Source organism: Actinokineospora terrae (assembly GCF_900111175.1).
Lineage (GTDB): Bacteria > Actinomycetota > Actinomycetes > Mycobacteriales > Pseudonocardiaceae > Actinokineospora > Actinokineospora terrae.
The window spans coordinates 208418-224300 of sequence record NZ_FOGI01000011.1 but is presented as its reverse complement, the minus strand read 5'-3'; the positions used below and the strand labels follow the sequence as shown (position 1 = coordinate 224300).

Sequence of the window (15883 nt, the reverse complement as noted above, 5' to 3'; positions counted from 1 at the left end):
GACTAGAGCGGGGTGACGTCGACCTGGTTGTAGAGGGCGCGCAGGACATCGTGGTCGACGGTGCCCGCGAGGGGGGCGGCGACGGCGGCGCCTGCCCAGGTGACGGCGAGGCGGAGGCGTTCGGGCCAGGTGAGGCCGCGGCGGAGGCTGTCGGCGAGTGCGGCGACGGCGGCGTCACCCGCGCCGGTCGGGTTGCCGGCGACCGGTTCGGGCAGGGTCGCGCGCCACTCGCCGTCGGGGGTCGCGGCCAGCAGACCGTCCGCGCCGAGCGAGACGACGACGGCCTCGGCACCCAGCGCGCGCAGCTGCCGGGCACCGGCCACCGGGTCGTCGTCGTCGACCGCGGCCGCGAGTTCCTCGGCGTTCGGCTTCACGATGGCGACCCCGGCCTCGGCCGCCGCGCGCAGCGGGGCACCGCCGACGTCCACCACGGTCGGCACGCCGAACTCCGCGGCGAGCGCGACGAAGTCCGCATAGGACTCGTCCGGCGCGTCGAGCGGGAGGCTGCCCGAGCAGACCAGCACCTCGGTGCGCGGCAGGTACGACCGCACCAGGTCGTGCAGGCGGGACCAGTCGAACGCCGAGAGCGGGCCGCCCGGCTCGTTGAACGTGGTGGCCTCGTCCGCGACCACCGCGATGGTCATCCTGGTCGCGGCGGCGACCGGCAGCAGGTCGTGCGGCAACCCGGCGTCGAGCAGGTCCGCGCGCAGCGAGTCGCCGAGGATGCCGCCGACCGGGCCGAGCGCCCTGGTGGGCACGCTCTGGTCGTGCAGCACCCGGCTGACGTTGAAGCCCTTGCCGCCCGCGCGCTCGAACACCGCGCCGATGCGGTGGACGTGGCCGGGGCGCAGCCGGTCGACGCGGTAGCTCACGTCGAGGGCGGGGTTGGCGGTGACGGTGAGGATCATCCGGTTGTCCCGATCTTCCGTGCCGGGACCGCGCCCAGCACACCCAGCAGTCCGGCCACCTCGGCGGCGACCGCGGCGCGGGCCGGGCCGAGGTACTTCCTGGTGTCCACGAGGGACTCGTCGTCGGCGAGCGCGCACCGGGCGGCCGCGGTGAACACGGCGTTGATCCGGGTGCCGATGTTGACCTTCGTGATGCCCGCCCGCACGGCGGCGGCGAGCGCGGCGTCCGGCACGCCGGAGGACCCGTGCAGCACCAGCGGGACCGGCACTGCGGCGTGGATCGCGGCGACCAGGGCGAGGTCGAGCCGGGCGTCCCTGGTCAGCATCGCGTGCCTGCTGCCCACGGCGACGGCGAGCGCGTCCACCCCGGTCGCGGCGACGAACGCGGCGGCCTCGTCGGGGTCGGTGCGCACGCCGGGCGCGTGGCCGTCCTTGCCGCCGATCTCACCGAGCTCGGCCTCGACCGGGATCCCGGCCGCGTGGCAGCGGCGCACGACGGCGGTGGTGAGCGCAACGTTGTCGGCGTAGGGCAGCGCGGAGGCGTCGAACATGACCGAGCCGACGCCGAGGCGCAGGCCTTCCTCGACCAGCTCGGTGCATTCGAGGTGGTCGAGGTGGACCGCGACGGGCACGCTGGCGTTCCTGGCAACGGCCATGGTCGCGAGGGTGATGGGTTCCAGGGCGCCGTGGTAGCGCGCGCAGTTCTCGCTGATCTGCAGCACGACCGCGGCACCCGCGCGCTCGGCACCGGCGGCGACGGCTTCGGCGTGCTCGACCTGGATGACGTTGAACGCCCCGACACCGCGACCGGCCGCGGCGCCGAGGATGGCGGCGGTGGGGACGAGTGGCATCTCAGGCGCCGAGGACGACGGAACGGGTGAGGTTGCGCGGCCGGTCCGGGTCCAACCCCCGCCGCAGCGCGGCTTCCACCGCGACCCGCTGGGCGAGCACGAGCTGCGCCATGGGATCCAGGTCGCTGCCGACGTAGGTGGCCCCGGTCTTGGCGATGTCCGCCTCGAGCCCGTCCGGCGCCTGCCCGAACACCCAGGCGACCCGACCCGGCTGCGCGATGCTGATCGGCCCGTGCCGGTACTCCATGGCCGGGTACGACTCACTCCACAACCCGGCGGCTTCCCGGATCTTCAGGGCGGCTTCGTGCGCGAGTCCCACGGTCCAACCCTGCCCGAGGAAGGTGAACTGCTCGGCGTCCGGGAGGTCCTGGAGGTCAACTTCGAGCGCCGTTCCCGCGTCGGCGATGGCCGCGGACAGGTCTTCCCCGAGCGACGCCCGCAGGTGCGCCAGTGCGGTCGTCGCGAACCTGGTCTGGACCACGGATTGCTCATCGGCGAAGTCGAGCAACACCGTCTCGCCGGCCAACTCCGCCGCAGGTGAATCCGCAACCCCCGTGATCACCGTGCTCGGCAGGTCGACCCGCTCCAGCAGATCCACAACCTCGGTGGTCGTCCCAGACCGCGTGATCGCCACTACCCGGTCGTACCCACGCCCCAGGTCTGCCTCAGAGGCCGCGAACGCATCCGTCCACTCCCCCCGCGCACTCCTCAACGCGGCGAACGCCATCCCCACAAACCACGACGTCCCGCACCCCACCACAGCCACCCGCTCGCCCACCCGGGCCACCGGCGCCCCGCTCACCCGCCCCCAACACCCCGGCTGCCCCGCGATTTCCACCGCGACGAACGACATGGCCACCCTCCGTGCTCAGAGCTGCACATTACCGGCGCCCACAGTGCAGCAGTGCGCAGACTACCAGCCGAAGAGGTCAGATGTCTCAACCAATTCGACCGCTGGACGAGGGTGTGATCCGGGTTCCCGGGAGCGGTGAGGCGGGGCTAGCCGGAGCGGAGAGCGGTGGCCTCGCGGGCCAGGCGTTCGATGGTGGATGGGTCGGCGGTGGTGGGGGTCAGCCAGCTGCCGCCTACGCAGCCGACGTTGGGGAGGGATAGGTAGGTGGGGGCTGTGGTGGCGGTGATGCCGCCGGTGGGGCAGAAGCGGAGGGTGGGGAGCGGGCCCGCGATGGACTTGAGGAAGGGGATGCCGCCCGCGGCCTCGGCGGGGAAGAACTTGAGGTCCGAGTACCCGAGTTCGGCCAGGCGCATGGCTTCCGAGACGGTGGCGGCGCCGGGGAGGACGGGGAGGCCGGTGTCCGCGGCGGCGGCGAGTACGGAGTCCGTCGTGCCGGGGGTCACCAGGAACTTCGCGCCCGCGGCCAACGCGGCGGCGGCCAGCGCGGGCGTCGTCACCGTGCCCGCGCCGACCACCGCGTCCGGGACCTCGTCCACGATCCGCCGGATGGACTCCAGGGCCGCGTCGGTCCGCAGCGTCACCTCGATGATCCGGACCCCGCCGCGCACCAACGCCTCGGCCAACGGCACCGCGCGCGCCACGTCGTCGACCACCACGACCGGCACCACCGGCGACACATCGAGCAAGCTCATCGAACGACTCCTCACAGCGCCGGGACCAGGTCGAACGGTGCGAAAACGCTTGCGCCCTGGTCGGCAGGGCCCACGGCGCGACGGAGCGCGGTGAACAGCTCACGCCCGGTGCCCGTCCACTCCGCGGGCACGACGTCCTCGGGCGTCCGCGCCGCAAGAACCTCAGCGGCGACCAGGACATCCACCCGCCCGGCGTCCGCGTCCAACCGAACCAGGTCGCCGTCGCGGATCAACGCGATGGGACCACCCGCCGCGGCTTCCGGCGTGCAGTGAATAGCGGCGGGGATCTTGCCCGAGGCCCCGGACATGCGCCCATCGGTCACCAGCGCGACCTTGTGCCCCCTGCTCATCACCGCGCTCAACGACGGCGTCAGCCCGTGCAGCTCCGGCATCCCGTTCGCCCGGGGTCCCTGCTGCCGCAACACGATCACCACGTCCCGGTCCAGCTCCCCCGCCCGGAACGCCTCCGCGACCGCCTCCTGCGTGGTGAACACCCGCGCGGGCGCCTCCACGACCCGGTGCGCCTCGGCCACCGCCGACACCTTGATCACCGCGCGCCCCAGGTTCCCGGCCAGCATCCGCAGCCCGCCGTCAGCCGCGAACGGCGCCGACACCGGTCGCAGCACGTCGAGGTCGGCCGACTCGCGCAGCCCGTCCCGCCAGCGCAGCACCCCGCCGTCGAGCACCGGCTCCTGCCGGTACCGGTCCAGCCCCGGACCGGCCACTGTGGACACATCGCCGTGCAGCAACCCGGCGTCGAGCAGCTCCCCGATCAGCAACTGGACACCGCCCGCCGCAACGAAGTGGTTGATGTCCGCCGACCCGTTCGGGTAGACCCGGGCGAGCAGCGGCACGACCGACGACAGGTCCGAGAAGTCGTCCCAGGTCAGGTGGATCCCGGCCGCGGCGGCGATGGCCACCAGGTGCAGCGTGTGGTTGGTCGACCCGCCCGTGGCCAACAACGCGATCACCCCGTTGACCACCGACCGCTCGTCCACCACCTGCGAGATCGGGGTGTACTCCGAGCCCTGCGCCGTGATCTCGACGACCCGCCGCGCTGCGGCCTCCGTCACCGCGCGCCGCAGCGGCGTGCCGGGCGGGACGAAGCTGGCGCCGGGCAGGTGCAATCCCATGACCTCGACCACGAGCTGGTTCGAGTTCGCCGTCCCGTAGAAGGTGCACGTGCCCGGCGAGTGGTACGACGCCGACTCCGCGGCCAACAAGTCGTCACGGGTGGCCTTGCCCTCGGCGAACGCCTGCCGGACCCGCGCCTTCTCCCCGTTGGGCAGCCCCGAGGCCATCGGCCCGGCGGGCACCAGGATCGCGGGCAGGTGGCCGAACGCCAGCGCGCCGATCAGCAGCCCCGGGACGATCTTGTCGCACACCCCGAGCAGCAACGTTGCGTCGAACATGTCGTGCGAGAGCGCCACACCCGTGGCCATGGCGATGACCTCGCGGCTGAACAGCGAGAGCTCCATGCCCGGCCGCCCCTGGGTGATCCCGTCGCACATCGCGGGCACCCCACCGGCGAACTGCGCGACGCCACCGGCCTGGCGGGCCGCTTCCTTGATCCAGCCGGGGAACTCGTGCAACGGCTGGTGCGCCGAGAGCATGTCGTTGTACGCGGACACGATCGCCACCCCCGGCGCGCTGACCCCCTTGACGGCCAGCCGGTCCGGTCCCGCGCAGGCGGCGAACCCGTGCGCGAGGTTGCTGCACCCCAGCCCGGCGCGCATCGGCCGCGGCGTCACGGCGGCGGCCATCCGGCGTAAGTAGTCCGACCGGCTCCCGGCGCTGCGGGCGGCGATCCTCGCGGTCACATCGGCAACGACCGAGTTCAACGGCACGCTCATCGTCACTACTCTCCGGGCATCGTCGGTGTTGTTCCCCCGGGCGAACGACGACACTGGCGTGCACCGCGCCACCGAAACTACCGACTGGCCCGAGCGGGTGTCAAAATCGATTCAGCTGCGGTGCCCCGATCGCCCGACGCGGGGGCAGCCGGAACGTGAGAGGGTGTCGCCCACGACAGGAGAGGGGTTGCCCGAGGTGGTGTCCAACGAACGGGTCGGCCGGTCGCTGCTGCGCGAGGAGGTCAGCGAGCGCATCAAGCGCTACATCCTCGACAACCGCCTGCGCCCGGGTGCCCCGCTGCCCACGGAGAACGAGCTGTGCGCCGCGCTGGGCGCCTCCCGTTCCAGTGTCCGCGAGGCGATCAAGACGCTGGACGCGCTCGACATCGTCGAGGTGCGGCACGGGCACGGCACCTACGTCGGCGGCCTCAGCCTGTCGGCGCTGGTGGAGGGCCTGACCTTCCGCGGCCTGCTCAGCCCGGACGACGAGTTCGGCGTGCTGTCGGACCTGGTGGAGGTCCGCGAGCTGTTCGAGCGCGGCAACGCGGCGGGCATCGTCACCGCCCTGGACGCCGAGCACCTGGCCAGCCTGGACGCCCTGGTCGACCGCATGGACACCGGCGACGACCCGCTCGGCGCCGACCGCGCGTTCCACGCCCTGCTCGTGCACCCCCTCGGCAACGAACTGGTCAGCCAGCTCACCGACGCCTTCTGGGACGTCTACACCACGGTCGCGCCCCACCTGGGCCTCCCGACCGACGAGCACGACACCGTGACGCTCCACCGCGACATCGTCACCGCCGCCCGCGCCAACGACCTCGACAGCTTCGCCACCGCGGTAGCCGCCCACTACGCCCCCATCCGCCTCAGGATCACAGCGGCACGAGCGGCCTAGTCCCAGTCCCAGCCGAGGCGGTGGATGCCGGGTGGTGGGTCGGCTTCGACGTGTTGTGCCGTGGCGGTGGCGCCGAGTTGGAGATCGGTTTCCGCGCAGCCGGTTTCGCCGACGGAGGACTGGAAGCGGCGGTAGACCCGGACCGGCAGCGCGGCCGCGTCGAACTGGACCATCGCCCCGTAGACCCGCGTAGCCGCCCCGATCCGCTGCGAGTGGTACAGCTCCGGCGACCCGGGAGCGATCGTGTACCCCAGTGACACCAACTCCCCCGCCGCCAGGCCGCGGTCGAGCAACAACTCGAATGTCGTGAACCCGGTCTCCGCGTCGCCGCGCCGTCGCCCCTGCCTGCACCCGACCGTCGCGGTGATCTCCGGTTCGCCGAGGTCGCTGCGGTAGGCGACGGTGTAGCGGTCGACGCCCGCCTGTTCGGCCCGGAGCACGACCACGTGCTCGACCCGGCACAGCAACCGGTCCGCGCCCACGACGCAGATGACCTGGAGCGACACCTTCGACATCCGGTCGACCGCGGCCAGCGTGGTCCCGAGGCTGTCGAGCGTGCGCAGCAACCCGTCCGGCCGCGCCCACGCCTGGTCGGCGCGCATGTCGTCCGGCGCGCGGGTCAGCCACCGGCCGCGCGGGCGCGGGGGGCCAAGCAGTGACGACAAAGCGCGGTCCGGGAGCACCAGGATCTCTTCCAGCACAGCGAGTGCGCGCAACGAGTCCGGCCGTTCCGGTTGTGTGCGGCCGCTTTGCCAGTTGCTCAGCGCCGTCTTGCTCACCGGCACCTCGCGTTCGGCGAGGCGGTGCTGCACGCGGTCGAGGCTCAGCCCGCTTGCCCGCAGCGCCAGCCGCAGCGCGAGGCTGAACGGCCCGGTGACCAGTGCCTCGCGCAGGCGGGCGTCGGCGCCCATCAGTCGAAAAGGGACGGTTGGCCGCCGGGCGCGGCGCCCTCGATGCCCAGGATGCGCAGCTTGGTGACCGCGCCGTCGCCCGCGGAGAACCCGCCGACCTTCCCGTTCACGCCCAGCACCCGGTGGCACGGAACGACGATGGGGTAAGGGTTGCGGCCGAGTGCCTGGCCGACAGCCTGCGCCGAACCGGGCAGGCCGATCAGGTTGGCGACCTCGCCGTAAGTGAGGGTCTCGCCGACCGGGATGGCGCGGGCGACAGCGTGCACGCGCAGGTCGAACTCGGGAATGCCCTCGGGGTCGACGACGATGTCGGTGAGGTCGTCGCGTTCCCCGTCGAGCAGGGCGGTCATGCGCACGACCGCGGACGCGACCGCGGCGGGCGGTTCGGCCTCGGTGCCGTAGCGGCGCAGCCGGGCCGCGGTCGCCGACTCGGTGCGCTCGGGCAGTTGCACCGCGGTGATGCCGTGCTCACCCCAGGCGACCCCGCACCGGCCGATCGCCGTGTCGAACAGCGCGTACACCGAACCACCTCCGGACGTGCCGAGATCCCCGCCCCCGGCAGTGTGCCGGAAACGGGGACCTGGCGACAGCTCAGGAGTGCAGGAGCTGGTGGAAGAACGACCGGTAGCGGCGCAGCGCGAGCCGCAGGTCCTCGGTCTGCGCCTCGGACCCGCCCTGCCACTGCTCTTCCAGGCCGCGCTTGTGCTCGGTGAAGGTCGCCGCGAGGGCCTGCATCACCTCGGCCACCAGGTGGTCGGCGCCGCGGACCGCGTCCTGCGGGTCGTCGACGAAGGTGGTCTGGATGGCCTGCCACTGCTCGCGGAAGCGCCCGACCTCGTCCTCGGAGAACAGCTGCGCGGCGGGCTCCTCGGCGTCGGTCGCGACCGGGAGGCCTGCCTCGCGGACGCTCTGCTGCTCGGGGATCGCCGCGGTGGGCGCGTTCTCGGTGTACTCGGCCTCGGTGTGTTCGGACCCGGGGTGCTCGGCCCCCGCGTGCGTGGACCCGGCGGGCTCCGCGTACCCGGCGCCGGTCGAGTCGGGGTCGGTCAGCGAGTTCGGCGGGTCGGTGCGCGCCTCGTCGCGGTCGCCGTAGCCGGTGTCGCTATAAGCGTCGTCGGCGTAGCCCGAGTCCCGGTAGGCCGAGTCCCCGCGCGGGGTGTCGGCCGCGTCACCGTGGGTGGTGCCCGCGTAGGTGGTGTCAGCGGTGCGGGTGTCCTCGCCGTCGCGGTAGACATCGTCGCGGGTGTCCCCGTCGCGGGCGCCCTCGTAGGTGTCCCCGTCGCGGATGTCACCGTCGTGGGTGTCCGCGTCGGGTTTTCTTCCGGTGCCGGTCGTCGCGTGCTCGGTGTCGCGGTCGACCAGCAGGTCCTCGGTCTGGAGCCGGTGTTCGTTGTCTGGCTTGGTCACGGTTGGGCCTTCCGTGGGGACGTGGGGCTGACTCACTGGGTGGCGGGGCGGGCGTCGTGCGGGTGGGCGGTGTCCGCCCGGTCCGTCACCTGACCGTCCACAGAGGACTTGTCGACAGGCGTGCCGGAACCGTCGGAGAGCAGGTCGTCGAACAGCGCGCGGTAGCGCACGATCGCCTCGCGCAGCTCCTCGGTGGAGGCGTCCCCGTCGCCGGTGTGCTTGGCGCGCACCGAACGGGCCAGCCGGTAGTGCTCCACAGTGGACGAGTGGCGGACCGAGAGGTCGGCGACCCGCTGGTCGTGGTCGCCGTCGACGGGGTAGCCGCGGTCGGACATGAGCGCGGTCACCAGCCGGTCGGCCTCGTCGACGGCGGCACCGGGCCGGTCGACGAACTCGGCCTGCACCAACGACCACCGCGAGGTGTAGTCCTCGCGCTCGGCCGGGGTCAGGTCGCGGATCTCGAGCTCGGCGTGCCGCTTCTCGCGGCCGAGCAGCTCCCGCTCGGCCTCGCGCTTGGAGCTCGCGCGGACCGTGCGGTCGTACTCGTCCCCGAACCGGTCTCGCAGGTGGCTGCTGCGCGCCTTGGCCCGCAGCGCCACCGCGATGATGGCGACAACGACGACGACCGCGACGACGATGCCGATGATCGCACCTGTTGACATCGGGTTCTCCTTCCCGGACATCGCGTGATGCCGGGTAGATACCCTCGCCCCCAGGGGGTGAAACGGTTTCCGTTCCACGTTGGGCCATTGGGTCCAACCCGTCCACTGTGGACCCCGTCTAGCAGCCGCAACCCCCGGTGACGACGGTGGTCAACGGGTCGACCGGCACCGAGCGGCCCTCGACCGGGAATCCCTCGCGGGCCCAGTATTCGAAGCCGCCGAGCATCTCCCGCACCGGGTAGCCGAGCCGGGCGAACTCCAGTGCCGCCTTGGTGGCGCCGTTGCACCCCGGTCCCCAGCAATAGGTGACAACCGGGGTCCCGGCCGGCACCAGTTCGGCGGCGCGCGCGGCGATGTCCTTGGTCGGCAGGTGGATGGCACCGAGCACGTGCCCCTGGGCCCACGCCTCGGCGGAGCGGGTGTCGACGAGGGTGAAGCCGCCCGCCGGGAGGGTGGCGTGCACGTCGCTGGAGTCGGTCTCGAAGGTGAGCCGGGCGGTGAAGTGGGCGATGGCGTTCATGCCGCTGATCCTGCGGGTGTGCCGACCGTCGAGGAAGTGGCGCGGACGCCGCCGTGCGCTAACATTCCGCCATCCGCACCGTGAGCGTCCTGGCCTACGACGGCATGTCACCGTTCGAACTCGGCATCGTGACCGAGGTCTTCGGCCTGTCCAGGCCCGAGTTGGACGTGCCGTGGTACCGGCTGGTGATCTGCGCGGACGGCCCGGTCCGGGTGGTCGGCGGGGCCACCATGCTGGCCGGGTACGGGCTCGACGACCTGGCCGCGGCCGACACGGTGATCATCCCCGGGGTGTCGGACGTGCGGTCGCCGGTGCCGGAGCCGGTGGTGGCCGCGCTGCGGACCGCGCACGCCAGGGGCGCCCGGCTGGTGTCCATCTGCTCCGGCGCGTTCGCCCTCGCCGCGGCCGGGCTGCTCGACGGCAAGCGGGCGGCGACGCACTGGCAGTACGCGGCGCTGCTGGCCGAGCGGCACCCGGCGGTCGAGGTCGACGCGGACGTGCTCTACGTCGACGACGGCGACATCCTCACCAGCGCGGGCAGCGCGGCGGGCATCGACCTGTGCGTGCACCTGGTCCGCGCCGACCACGGCGCCACGGTCGCCAACGCGGTGGCGCGCAGGCTGGTGGTGGCCCCGCACCGCGAGGGCGGGCAGGCGCAGTTCATCGAGGCGCCGGTGCAGGAACCGACCGAGGACGCGGTGGCCGCGAGCATGACGTGGGCGCTGGCGAACCTGGCGGCGCCGATCACCGTCGAGTCGCTGGCCAGGCTCGCCCACCTGTCGACCCGCACCTACCTGCGCCGGTTCCGGCTGACCGCGGGCACCAGCCCCATCCGCTGGCTGATCACCCAGCGCGTCCAGGCCAGCCTCGCCCTGCTGGAGTCCGGCGAGCACCCCATCCCCGACGTCGCCGCCGCGGTCGGCTTCGACTCCCCGGTCACCTACCGGCACCACTTCACCCGCGCGATGCGCACCTCCCCGTCCGCGTACCGCCGGGCGTTCCGCGAACGCGGCTAGCATCGCGGCCAGAGGCCGACGAGAGGACGCAGATGGACCAGCCGCTGGAATCCCGCTTCATGGTCAACATGCCCCCGGAGCAGGAGGTCGGCCACTACGCCAACTTCGCCGTCGTCTGGCACGACAAGGAGTCCTTCGTGCTGGACTTCGCCACCATCGTCGGCCCCAACCACCCCGCCCAGGACGACAGCGGCACCGAGTTCCTCGCCACCCCGGCCCGCATCGTCTCCCGCGTCCGCATCCCCCCGTCGCAGGTCTTCGAGATCATGAAGGCCCTGGAGCAGCAGCTGTCGAAGTGGGAGCAGGAAACCGGCCGCAAGCCGCTGCAGTAGCGCTAGCCCCGCTCGACCGCGACTAGCCCCTATCCCCGCTCCACGGCGACTAGCCTTATCCCCGCTCCACGGCGACTACTGCGGGGTCGGCCAACTGGTACCCGACCCCGCGCACGGTGCGGATCAACTGCTCGCCGCCCCCGATCTTCCCCCGCAAGCGCCGCACGTGGACGTCCACGGTCCGCTCGCTCACGTACGTGGTGCGCCAGACCTGTGTCATCAGCGCGCGGCGGCGATGGACGCGGTTCGGGTGCGTGGCCAGGTAGAGCAAGAGGTCGAACTCAAGGCGCGTCAGGACAACCTCGCGGTCGCGCCACAGCACGCGGCGGGCGTCGGCTTGGACGCGCAGTGGCGCGGTCTTGCGGGCGGGCAGCGGCAGCACCGGGGCCACCGGGCCGTCCACCGTGACCGCCAGTTCGTCGCGGCCCAGGGCGTTGAGGGCGTTGACGAGACCGGCGGTGAGTTCCGGGATGCGGTCGGCCTCGGCGGTCACGTGGACGGTGAGGGTGACCCTGGCTGGCTCGCTCAAGGGTTCGGTGTGGGTGGGCAGCGCGGACAAGGCCATGGTTATCCCTGGGTTCGAAGGAGGGCTGAGACGCGATGGTGCTCAGCCCTGACATCGACCGCCGGTGATCGGGGAGGGACGCACAGCGACAAGCTGACCAGTCGGGCGACGGCTGGTCAACGGTGTCCGGAAGGTGGGAGCTACTCGGCGTGGCTGGCGGCGGACTCCGCGGCCAGGTACGGGTGCAGGACCTCGGCGCCGCGCGGCAGGAACCACTCGTCGATGTCGAGACCGGGGGTGCCGAGCAGGTCGATCTCGTCCTCGCCGGTCTCCTCGTCGAGGTCGAAGAGCCGCTCGTGGTCGAGGTCGGCGAAGGCGTGCGCGTCGAAGGCGGCGAAGATGTCCTTGAGCGGCAGCTCGTCGAGCAGCCCGGCCAGGTCGAGCTGGACCCCGGCCTCGGCCTTGAGCACGTGCAGCGCCAGCGCCTCGGCGGTGCACAGCGGCGGCGTCCAGCCCGGCTGCGCGAGCCGGTAGCCCAGGATCGCGCTGACCACCAGGAACTGCTTGGCGAACAGCGCGCCGTAGTGCTCGGCGTAGCGCAGCGGCAGCTGGTTGAGCACGCTGAGCGCGTCGACCTCGCTGGCCGTCTCCTCGGCGTCCTCGAGCTCCTGCACGTCGGCGAACAGCTCGTCGGTGAGGATCTCCATCGCCTGCACCAGCGCGCCGGCGACCAGGCGCGCGGCCTCGGCGGAGACCGGGCTGTCCGGGTCGGCCGGGTCGTGGCCGAAGGCCTCGGGGCCGAACGCGCGCAGGGTGCCCGCGGAGACGAGCAGCTCGTCGCGCAGCGCGGCGACCTCCTCCGGGCTCAGCTCCTCGTCCTCGTCCTCGTCGTCGAGCTCGGGGTCGTCCTGGCCGAGCGCGGCGGCCAGGTCGTCGTCGGAGGCGATGACCTCGCAGCGGCCCAGGGTCCAGTCCGAGAGCAGCTCACTGGTGGCGAGCAGCTCGGTCAGCACGTGCCTGGCCGCTTCCTCGGCGAACGACAGCGCGGGGGCGTCCAGCAGCCAGGTGATGACGGCGCCGGTGGGGTGCACCGCGACCCTGTGGTCCAGCGGCTCTACCTCGACCCCGTCCGGTCCCTCGATGCCCGCGAGCAGCTCCAGCTGCTCGTCGAGCACGGCGGCGACACCGTGGCGCTGCAACGGGTCGAGGTCGGTGTCCGACGGCGGCGACACATCGGCGGTGAGCTGGTATTCCACGCCGCGAAGTCTAGGAGCGGGCGCCCGGGTCAGCTCGAGCGACCCGCCGTGAGCGCGACGGCGGGCAGCGGGCGCAGCGTCGGCCCGTCGTCGCCGTCGCCTGCCATCTCGATGACCACGTCCGCGTCCCGACCGCGAACCCGCAGCGTGGCGACGGCGTTGCCGAAGAACGGGCCCGCGACCTTCGTCCAGTCCACCGGCAGCGGCTCGATCTCCGGCGACCGGTACATCCACCGGCGCAGCACCCCGGCCAGCGGCTGCCACCAGGCCAGCCGGAACAGCGGCCGCATGAACCGCTCGACGGCGTTGTGCAGCGGCGAGCAGGTGAGCTGGTAGACCCGGGCGTTGACCGGCCGGTCGAAGGTGGCCTCGGCGGCGTACACGTGGTGGACGTCCCCGGACAGGACGCACACGGTCGCGGCGTCCCCCTCGGCGATGCGCCGGATCAGTCGGGTCAGCCGGTCCGATGACGCCCGGAAGGACGGCCAGTGCTCCAGGTCGGCGGCCTGGCGCAGCTTCTCGGCGAGCCTGCCGCGCCAGTCGGTGCGGCGGCAGGAGACCTCGTTCATGGACTGGACGTGCGCGATCACGTGCGGCATCAGCCAGGGCAGCGAGGAGCCGATGAGCAGGTGGTCGTAGTCGCCGTCGGCGTTGGCCTCGATCCACTCGAACTCGCCGTCGCCGACCATCGAGCGGTGGCCGTCCTTGAGGATGCGGCCCGACCGGGTGTCGACCACGAGCAGCCGCACGTTGCCGAAGTCGCGCCGGTAGCTCCACCTCGTGCCCTTGCGGCCGTTGAACTCCTGGGTGGCCACGTCGGCGAAGTCGCTGAGCACCGACACCGCGTCGCTGCCGGAGGCGGTGACCGCGCGGAAGGTCTCGTCCTGCGCCAGCTCCTGCGGCGCGAGGTTGCCGATGTGCTGGTAGATCCAGTACGAGACGACGGCGGCGCGCTCGCGCTTGGCCCACCAGTCGGTGGCCTCGATCTCGTCGCGCCAGGTCTGGGAGGTGTTCCAGTCGTCGCGCACGTCGTGGTCGTCGAAGATCATCGAGGTGGGCACGGTGGCGAACAGCCAGCGGACCAGCCGGGTCGACCAGGACTCGTGGTAGAGCCGCACGTACTCGGTGAAGTCGGCGACCTCGGTGCCCGGCGGCTTGCTCGCGTCCCGCCGACCCTTGATCCACTCCTGGGTGGCCTTGCTGGTCTCGTCGGCGTACACCTGGTCACCGAGCAGCACCAGCGAGTCCGGCCAGTCGACCTCCTCCTGGGTGGCCATCCGCAGCGCGTAGGCGGCCAGCGCGTCGGTGCCCCACAGCTTGTGCTCGGTGGGGTCGTCGCTCTCCGGCTTGCGGCAGGAGCCGAACAGCAGCAGGAAGTCGTGGTCACCGCCGTCCGGCAGCGTCCGGATCCGGCTGGGCGGCAGGTCGTCGCCCGGTTCCGGCCAGCGGACGGTGCCGTCGAGCCGGACGTCGTACTCGGTGACCGACGCCGGTTCGAGGTCGGTGAGCACGACGAGCGCGTAGTGGTGCCCGAGCACCTCGAACGTGCGGGTGGACCGCCCCGCGACCGTGACGTCGCAGGACGCGTCCGTTTCCACCCACACCGTGGCCGATGTCGAGTCGACGTGCCGCAGCACCGGACCGAGAATCAGATCAGGCATGAAACCTCCTCAGCTCCGCCCGGCGCTACGTACCCCGATCCGGTGAACCCTCACACGGATTCGACGCCCTTGATCTCACCACCCCGGAACGCCTCGACGAAGAGCCTGTGGTCAAGACGGGTCTGCTCGGCGTAGCGGTGCGCGAAGTCCACCACGGCGTCGACGAACGGCCCCTCCCGGTCCCCGATGGCGCCCGCGATGGCCTCCTCCACCTGGAAGTCCACCAGGGTCTGCTCGGAGTCGGAGTCCGACACGCAGTGCGCCTTGGCGCTGGCCCGGCCGAGGTACTCGACCACCGGGAGGATGTCACCCGGTTCGGTGAGGTCGGACCAGTCCAGATCCGTGACGTAAGGGGACAACTCGGCCACCACGAACCCGGTGCCGTCGAGTTCGGTGAAGCCGAGCCACGGGTCGGCGTGCGCCTGCAGGGCCCGCTGCGAGACCGCGGTCCGGTGGCCGTGGTGGTGGAAGTACGAGCGGATCTTCTCGTCGTCGACCACCCGGCTGGGCGCGGCGACGTTGGCCTGCTTCATCGACAGCACCACGTCGTTCTCCAGCGCCTGCGACCGGCCCTCGACCAGCACGTTGTACGCGGGCAGCCCGGCCGAGCCGATGCCGAACCCGCTGCGGCCGACCACGTCCTTCACCTTGTAGCTCAGGCTGCTCGACGCGCGCTTGCCGCTGGGGATGGTGTCGAGGTAGCCCTCGAACGCGGCCTCGACCTTGGCGCGCTCCTCGTCGTCGAGTTTGCGCACGCCGGGGCCGACGCGGAACACGCGGTCGAAGTCGCGCACGCTGGTGGTCTCGTTGAGCAGGCCGACCCTGGTGGCGAGCCTGGCCCGCAGGAGCACCTGGTTGATGGCGCCCTCGGTGTTGTCCAGGCGCAGGCTGAACATCTCGTCGCCCGGCTTGTCGGCGAACTCGCGGACCTGGCGGACGTAGGTCTCGGTGTAGGCGCGCACCAGCCGGGTGATCGCCTCGTCCGGGAACGCCTTGCGCCAGCCCAGCAGCGCCATGCTCGCGGCGAAGCGGCGCACGTCCCAGGTGAAGGCGCCCAGGTAGGCCTCGTCGAAGTCGTTGACGTCGAAGACCAGGGTGCCCTCGGCGTCCATGTAGGTGCCGAAGTTCTCCGCGTGCAGGTCGCCCTGGATCCACACCCGGCCGGTGCGCGGGTCGGACCATTCGTCCGGTTCGTCCACCATGTCGGCGTAGAACAGGCAGGCGCTGCCCCGGTAGAACGCGAACGGCTCGGCGGCCATCTTGCGGAACTTGCTGCGGAACGCGGTGGGGTCGGCGGCCATCAGGTCGGCGAAGGCCGCGTGCAGGACGGACACGATGCGCTGGCGACGGTCGTCGCTCATGGGGACTCCTCGGGGGGTGAACTGCCGCGGGTGACCCGGGACCCGACCGACCGGGCGGCACTTCCACAGTGGAGGGAGTGCCCGCGGCCCCGGCGAGCACGCGTGGTCACCACGGCAGAGGTTCCCATCACCCCGACAGC

Annotated in this window: 17 protein-coding genes; 3 read left to right on the top strand and 14 right to left on the bottom strand. The window is 72.2% G+C overall.

The genetic code is table 11. The annotated features are described in order from the left end of the window. Positions 1-2: 2 nt before the first annotated feature. The 5 genes from BMY07_RS25100 to edd all read right to left on the bottom strand — a co-directional run bounded on the left by BMY07_RS25100 (position 3) and on the right by edd (position 5217). Entirely contained in the window at positions 3-908 is a 906-nt protein-coding gene (locus tag BMY07_RS25100; RefSeq protein ID WP_092783517.1) for a 1-phosphofructokinase family hexose kinase, read from the bottom strand. After that, on the bottom strand, positions 905-1759 hold the full coding sequence (locus BMY07_RS25095; RefSeq protein WP_092783515.1) for a class II fructose-bisphosphate aldolase: 855 nt from the start codon (positions 1757-1759) through the stop codon (positions 905-907). The genes BMY07_RS25100 and BMY07_RS25095 overlap by 4 nt, the downstream gene beginning before the upstream one ends. Position 1760: 1 nt before the next feature. After that, complete coding sequence (locus BMY07_RS25090; RefSeq protein WP_425426351.1) at positions 1761-2618, bottom strand: SIS domain-containing protein; 858 nt, start codon at positions 2616-2618, stop codon at positions 1761-1763. A gap of 140 nt (positions 2619-2758) precedes the next feature. Then, the gene (eda, locus tag BMY07_RS25085) at positions 2759-3364 is read right to left on the bottom strand and encodes a bifunctional 4-hydroxy-2-oxoglutarate aldolase/2-dehydro-3-deoxy-phosphogluconate aldolase (RefSeq protein ID WP_092783511.1); all 606 of its coding nucleotides are present in this window, start codon (positions 3362-3364) and stop codon (positions 2759-2761) included. An 11-nt stretch (positions 3365-3375) separates the two neighbouring features. Next, on the bottom strand, positions 3376-5217 hold the full coding sequence (edd, locus tag BMY07_RS25080) for a phosphogluconate dehydratase (RefSeq protein ID WP_177215753.1): 1842 nt from the start codon (positions 5215-5217) through the stop codon (positions 3376-3378). Positions 5218-5413: 196 nt separating this feature from the next. Between edd and BMY07_RS25075 the strand changes: the two genes are divergently transcribed. After that, positions 5414-6112 (top strand): FadR/GntR family transcriptional regulator, encoded by a 699-nt coding sequence (locus tag BMY07_RS25075; protein WP_245782655.1) that lies wholly within the window; start codon positions 5414-5416, stop codon positions 6110-6112. On the opposite strand, the gene BMY07_RS25070 is transcribed toward BMY07_RS25075, so the two are convergent. The 5 genes from BMY07_RS25070 to BMY07_RS25050 form a co-directional block, all read right to left on the bottom strand. Further along, positions 6109-7023, bottom strand: a complete 915-nt coding sequence (locus tag BMY07_RS25070) for a hypothetical protein (RefSeq protein WP_092783509.1) — start codon at positions 7021-7023, stop codon at positions 6109-6111. The two genes, BMY07_RS25075 and BMY07_RS25070, sit on opposite strands and share 4 nt — an antisense overlap. Then, a complete protein-coding gene (locus BMY07_RS25065) occupies positions 7023-7544 on the bottom strand; it encodes a methylated-DNA--[protein]-cysteine S-methyltransferase (protein ID WP_092783507.1) in 522 nt (173 codons plus the stop codon). The genes BMY07_RS25070 and BMY07_RS25065 overlap by 1 nt, the downstream gene beginning before the upstream one ends. Before the next feature lie 70 nt (positions 7545-7614). Beyond that, positions 7615-8430, bottom strand: a complete 816-nt coding sequence (locus BMY07_RS25060) for a hypothetical protein (protein WP_092783505.1) — start codon at positions 8428-8430, stop codon at positions 7615-7617. Positions 8431-8462: 32 nt separating this feature from the next. Next, positions 8463-9092: a hypothetical protein gene (locus BMY07_RS25055; protein WP_218150759.1), complete on the bottom strand. Its 630-nt coding sequence runs from the start codon at positions 9090-9092 to the stop codon at positions 8463-8465. A gap of 118 nt (positions 9093-9210) precedes the next feature. Beyond that, the gene (locus BMY07_RS25050) at positions 9211-9612 is read right to left on the bottom strand and encodes a rhodanese-like domain-containing protein (protein ID WP_092783503.1); all 402 of its coding nucleotides are present in this window, start codon (positions 9610-9612) and stop codon (positions 9211-9213) included. 71 nt (positions 9613-9683) lie between these two features. Between BMY07_RS25050 and BMY07_RS25045 the strand changes: the two genes are divergently transcribed. Together BMY07_RS25045 and BMY07_RS25040 are read left to right on the top strand one after the other, a co-directional pair. After that, on the top strand, positions 9684-10628 hold the full coding sequence (locus tag BMY07_RS25045) for a DJ-1/PfpI family protein (RefSeq protein ID WP_092783501.1): 945 nt from the start codon (positions 9684-9686) through the stop codon (positions 10626-10628). A gap of 32 nt (positions 10629-10660) precedes the next feature. Continuing rightward, positions 10661-10960 (top strand): DUF3467 domain-containing protein, encoded by a 300-nt coding sequence (locus tag BMY07_RS25040; RefSeq protein WP_092783499.1) that lies wholly within the window; start codon positions 10661-10663, stop codon positions 10958-10960. 55 nt (positions 10961-11015) lie between these two features. On the opposite strand, the gene BMY07_RS25035 is transcribed toward BMY07_RS25040, so the two are convergent. The 4 genes from BMY07_RS25035 to BMY07_RS25020 all read right to left on the bottom strand — a co-directional run bounded on the left by BMY07_RS25035 (position 11016) and on the right by BMY07_RS25020 (position 15743). After that, positions 11016-11525 carry a winged helix-turn-helix domain-containing protein gene (locus BMY07_RS25035; protein WP_092783496.1) on the bottom strand — a complete coding sequence of 170 codons (510 nt, stop codon included), beginning with the start codon at positions 11523-11525 and terminating at the stop codon, positions 11016-11018. Between the two features lie 140 nt (positions 11526-11665). Further along, complete coding sequence (locus BMY07_RS25030; protein ID WP_092783493.1) at positions 11666-12721, bottom strand: hypothetical protein; 1056 nt, start codon at positions 12719-12721, stop codon at positions 11666-11668. A 29-nt stretch (positions 12722-12750) separates the two neighbouring features. After that, entirely contained in the window at positions 12751-14382 is a 1632-nt protein-coding gene (locus BMY07_RS25025) for an alkaline phosphatase D family protein (RefSeq protein WP_092783490.1), read from the bottom strand. A 50-nt stretch (positions 14383-14432) separates the two neighbouring features. Beyond that, positions 14433-15743: a DUF2252 domain-containing protein gene (locus tag BMY07_RS25020; RefSeq protein WP_092783487.1), complete on the bottom strand. Its 1311-nt coding sequence runs from the start codon at positions 15741-15743 to the stop codon at positions 14433-14435. Between the last annotated feature and the right edge of the window lie 140 nt (positions 15744-15883).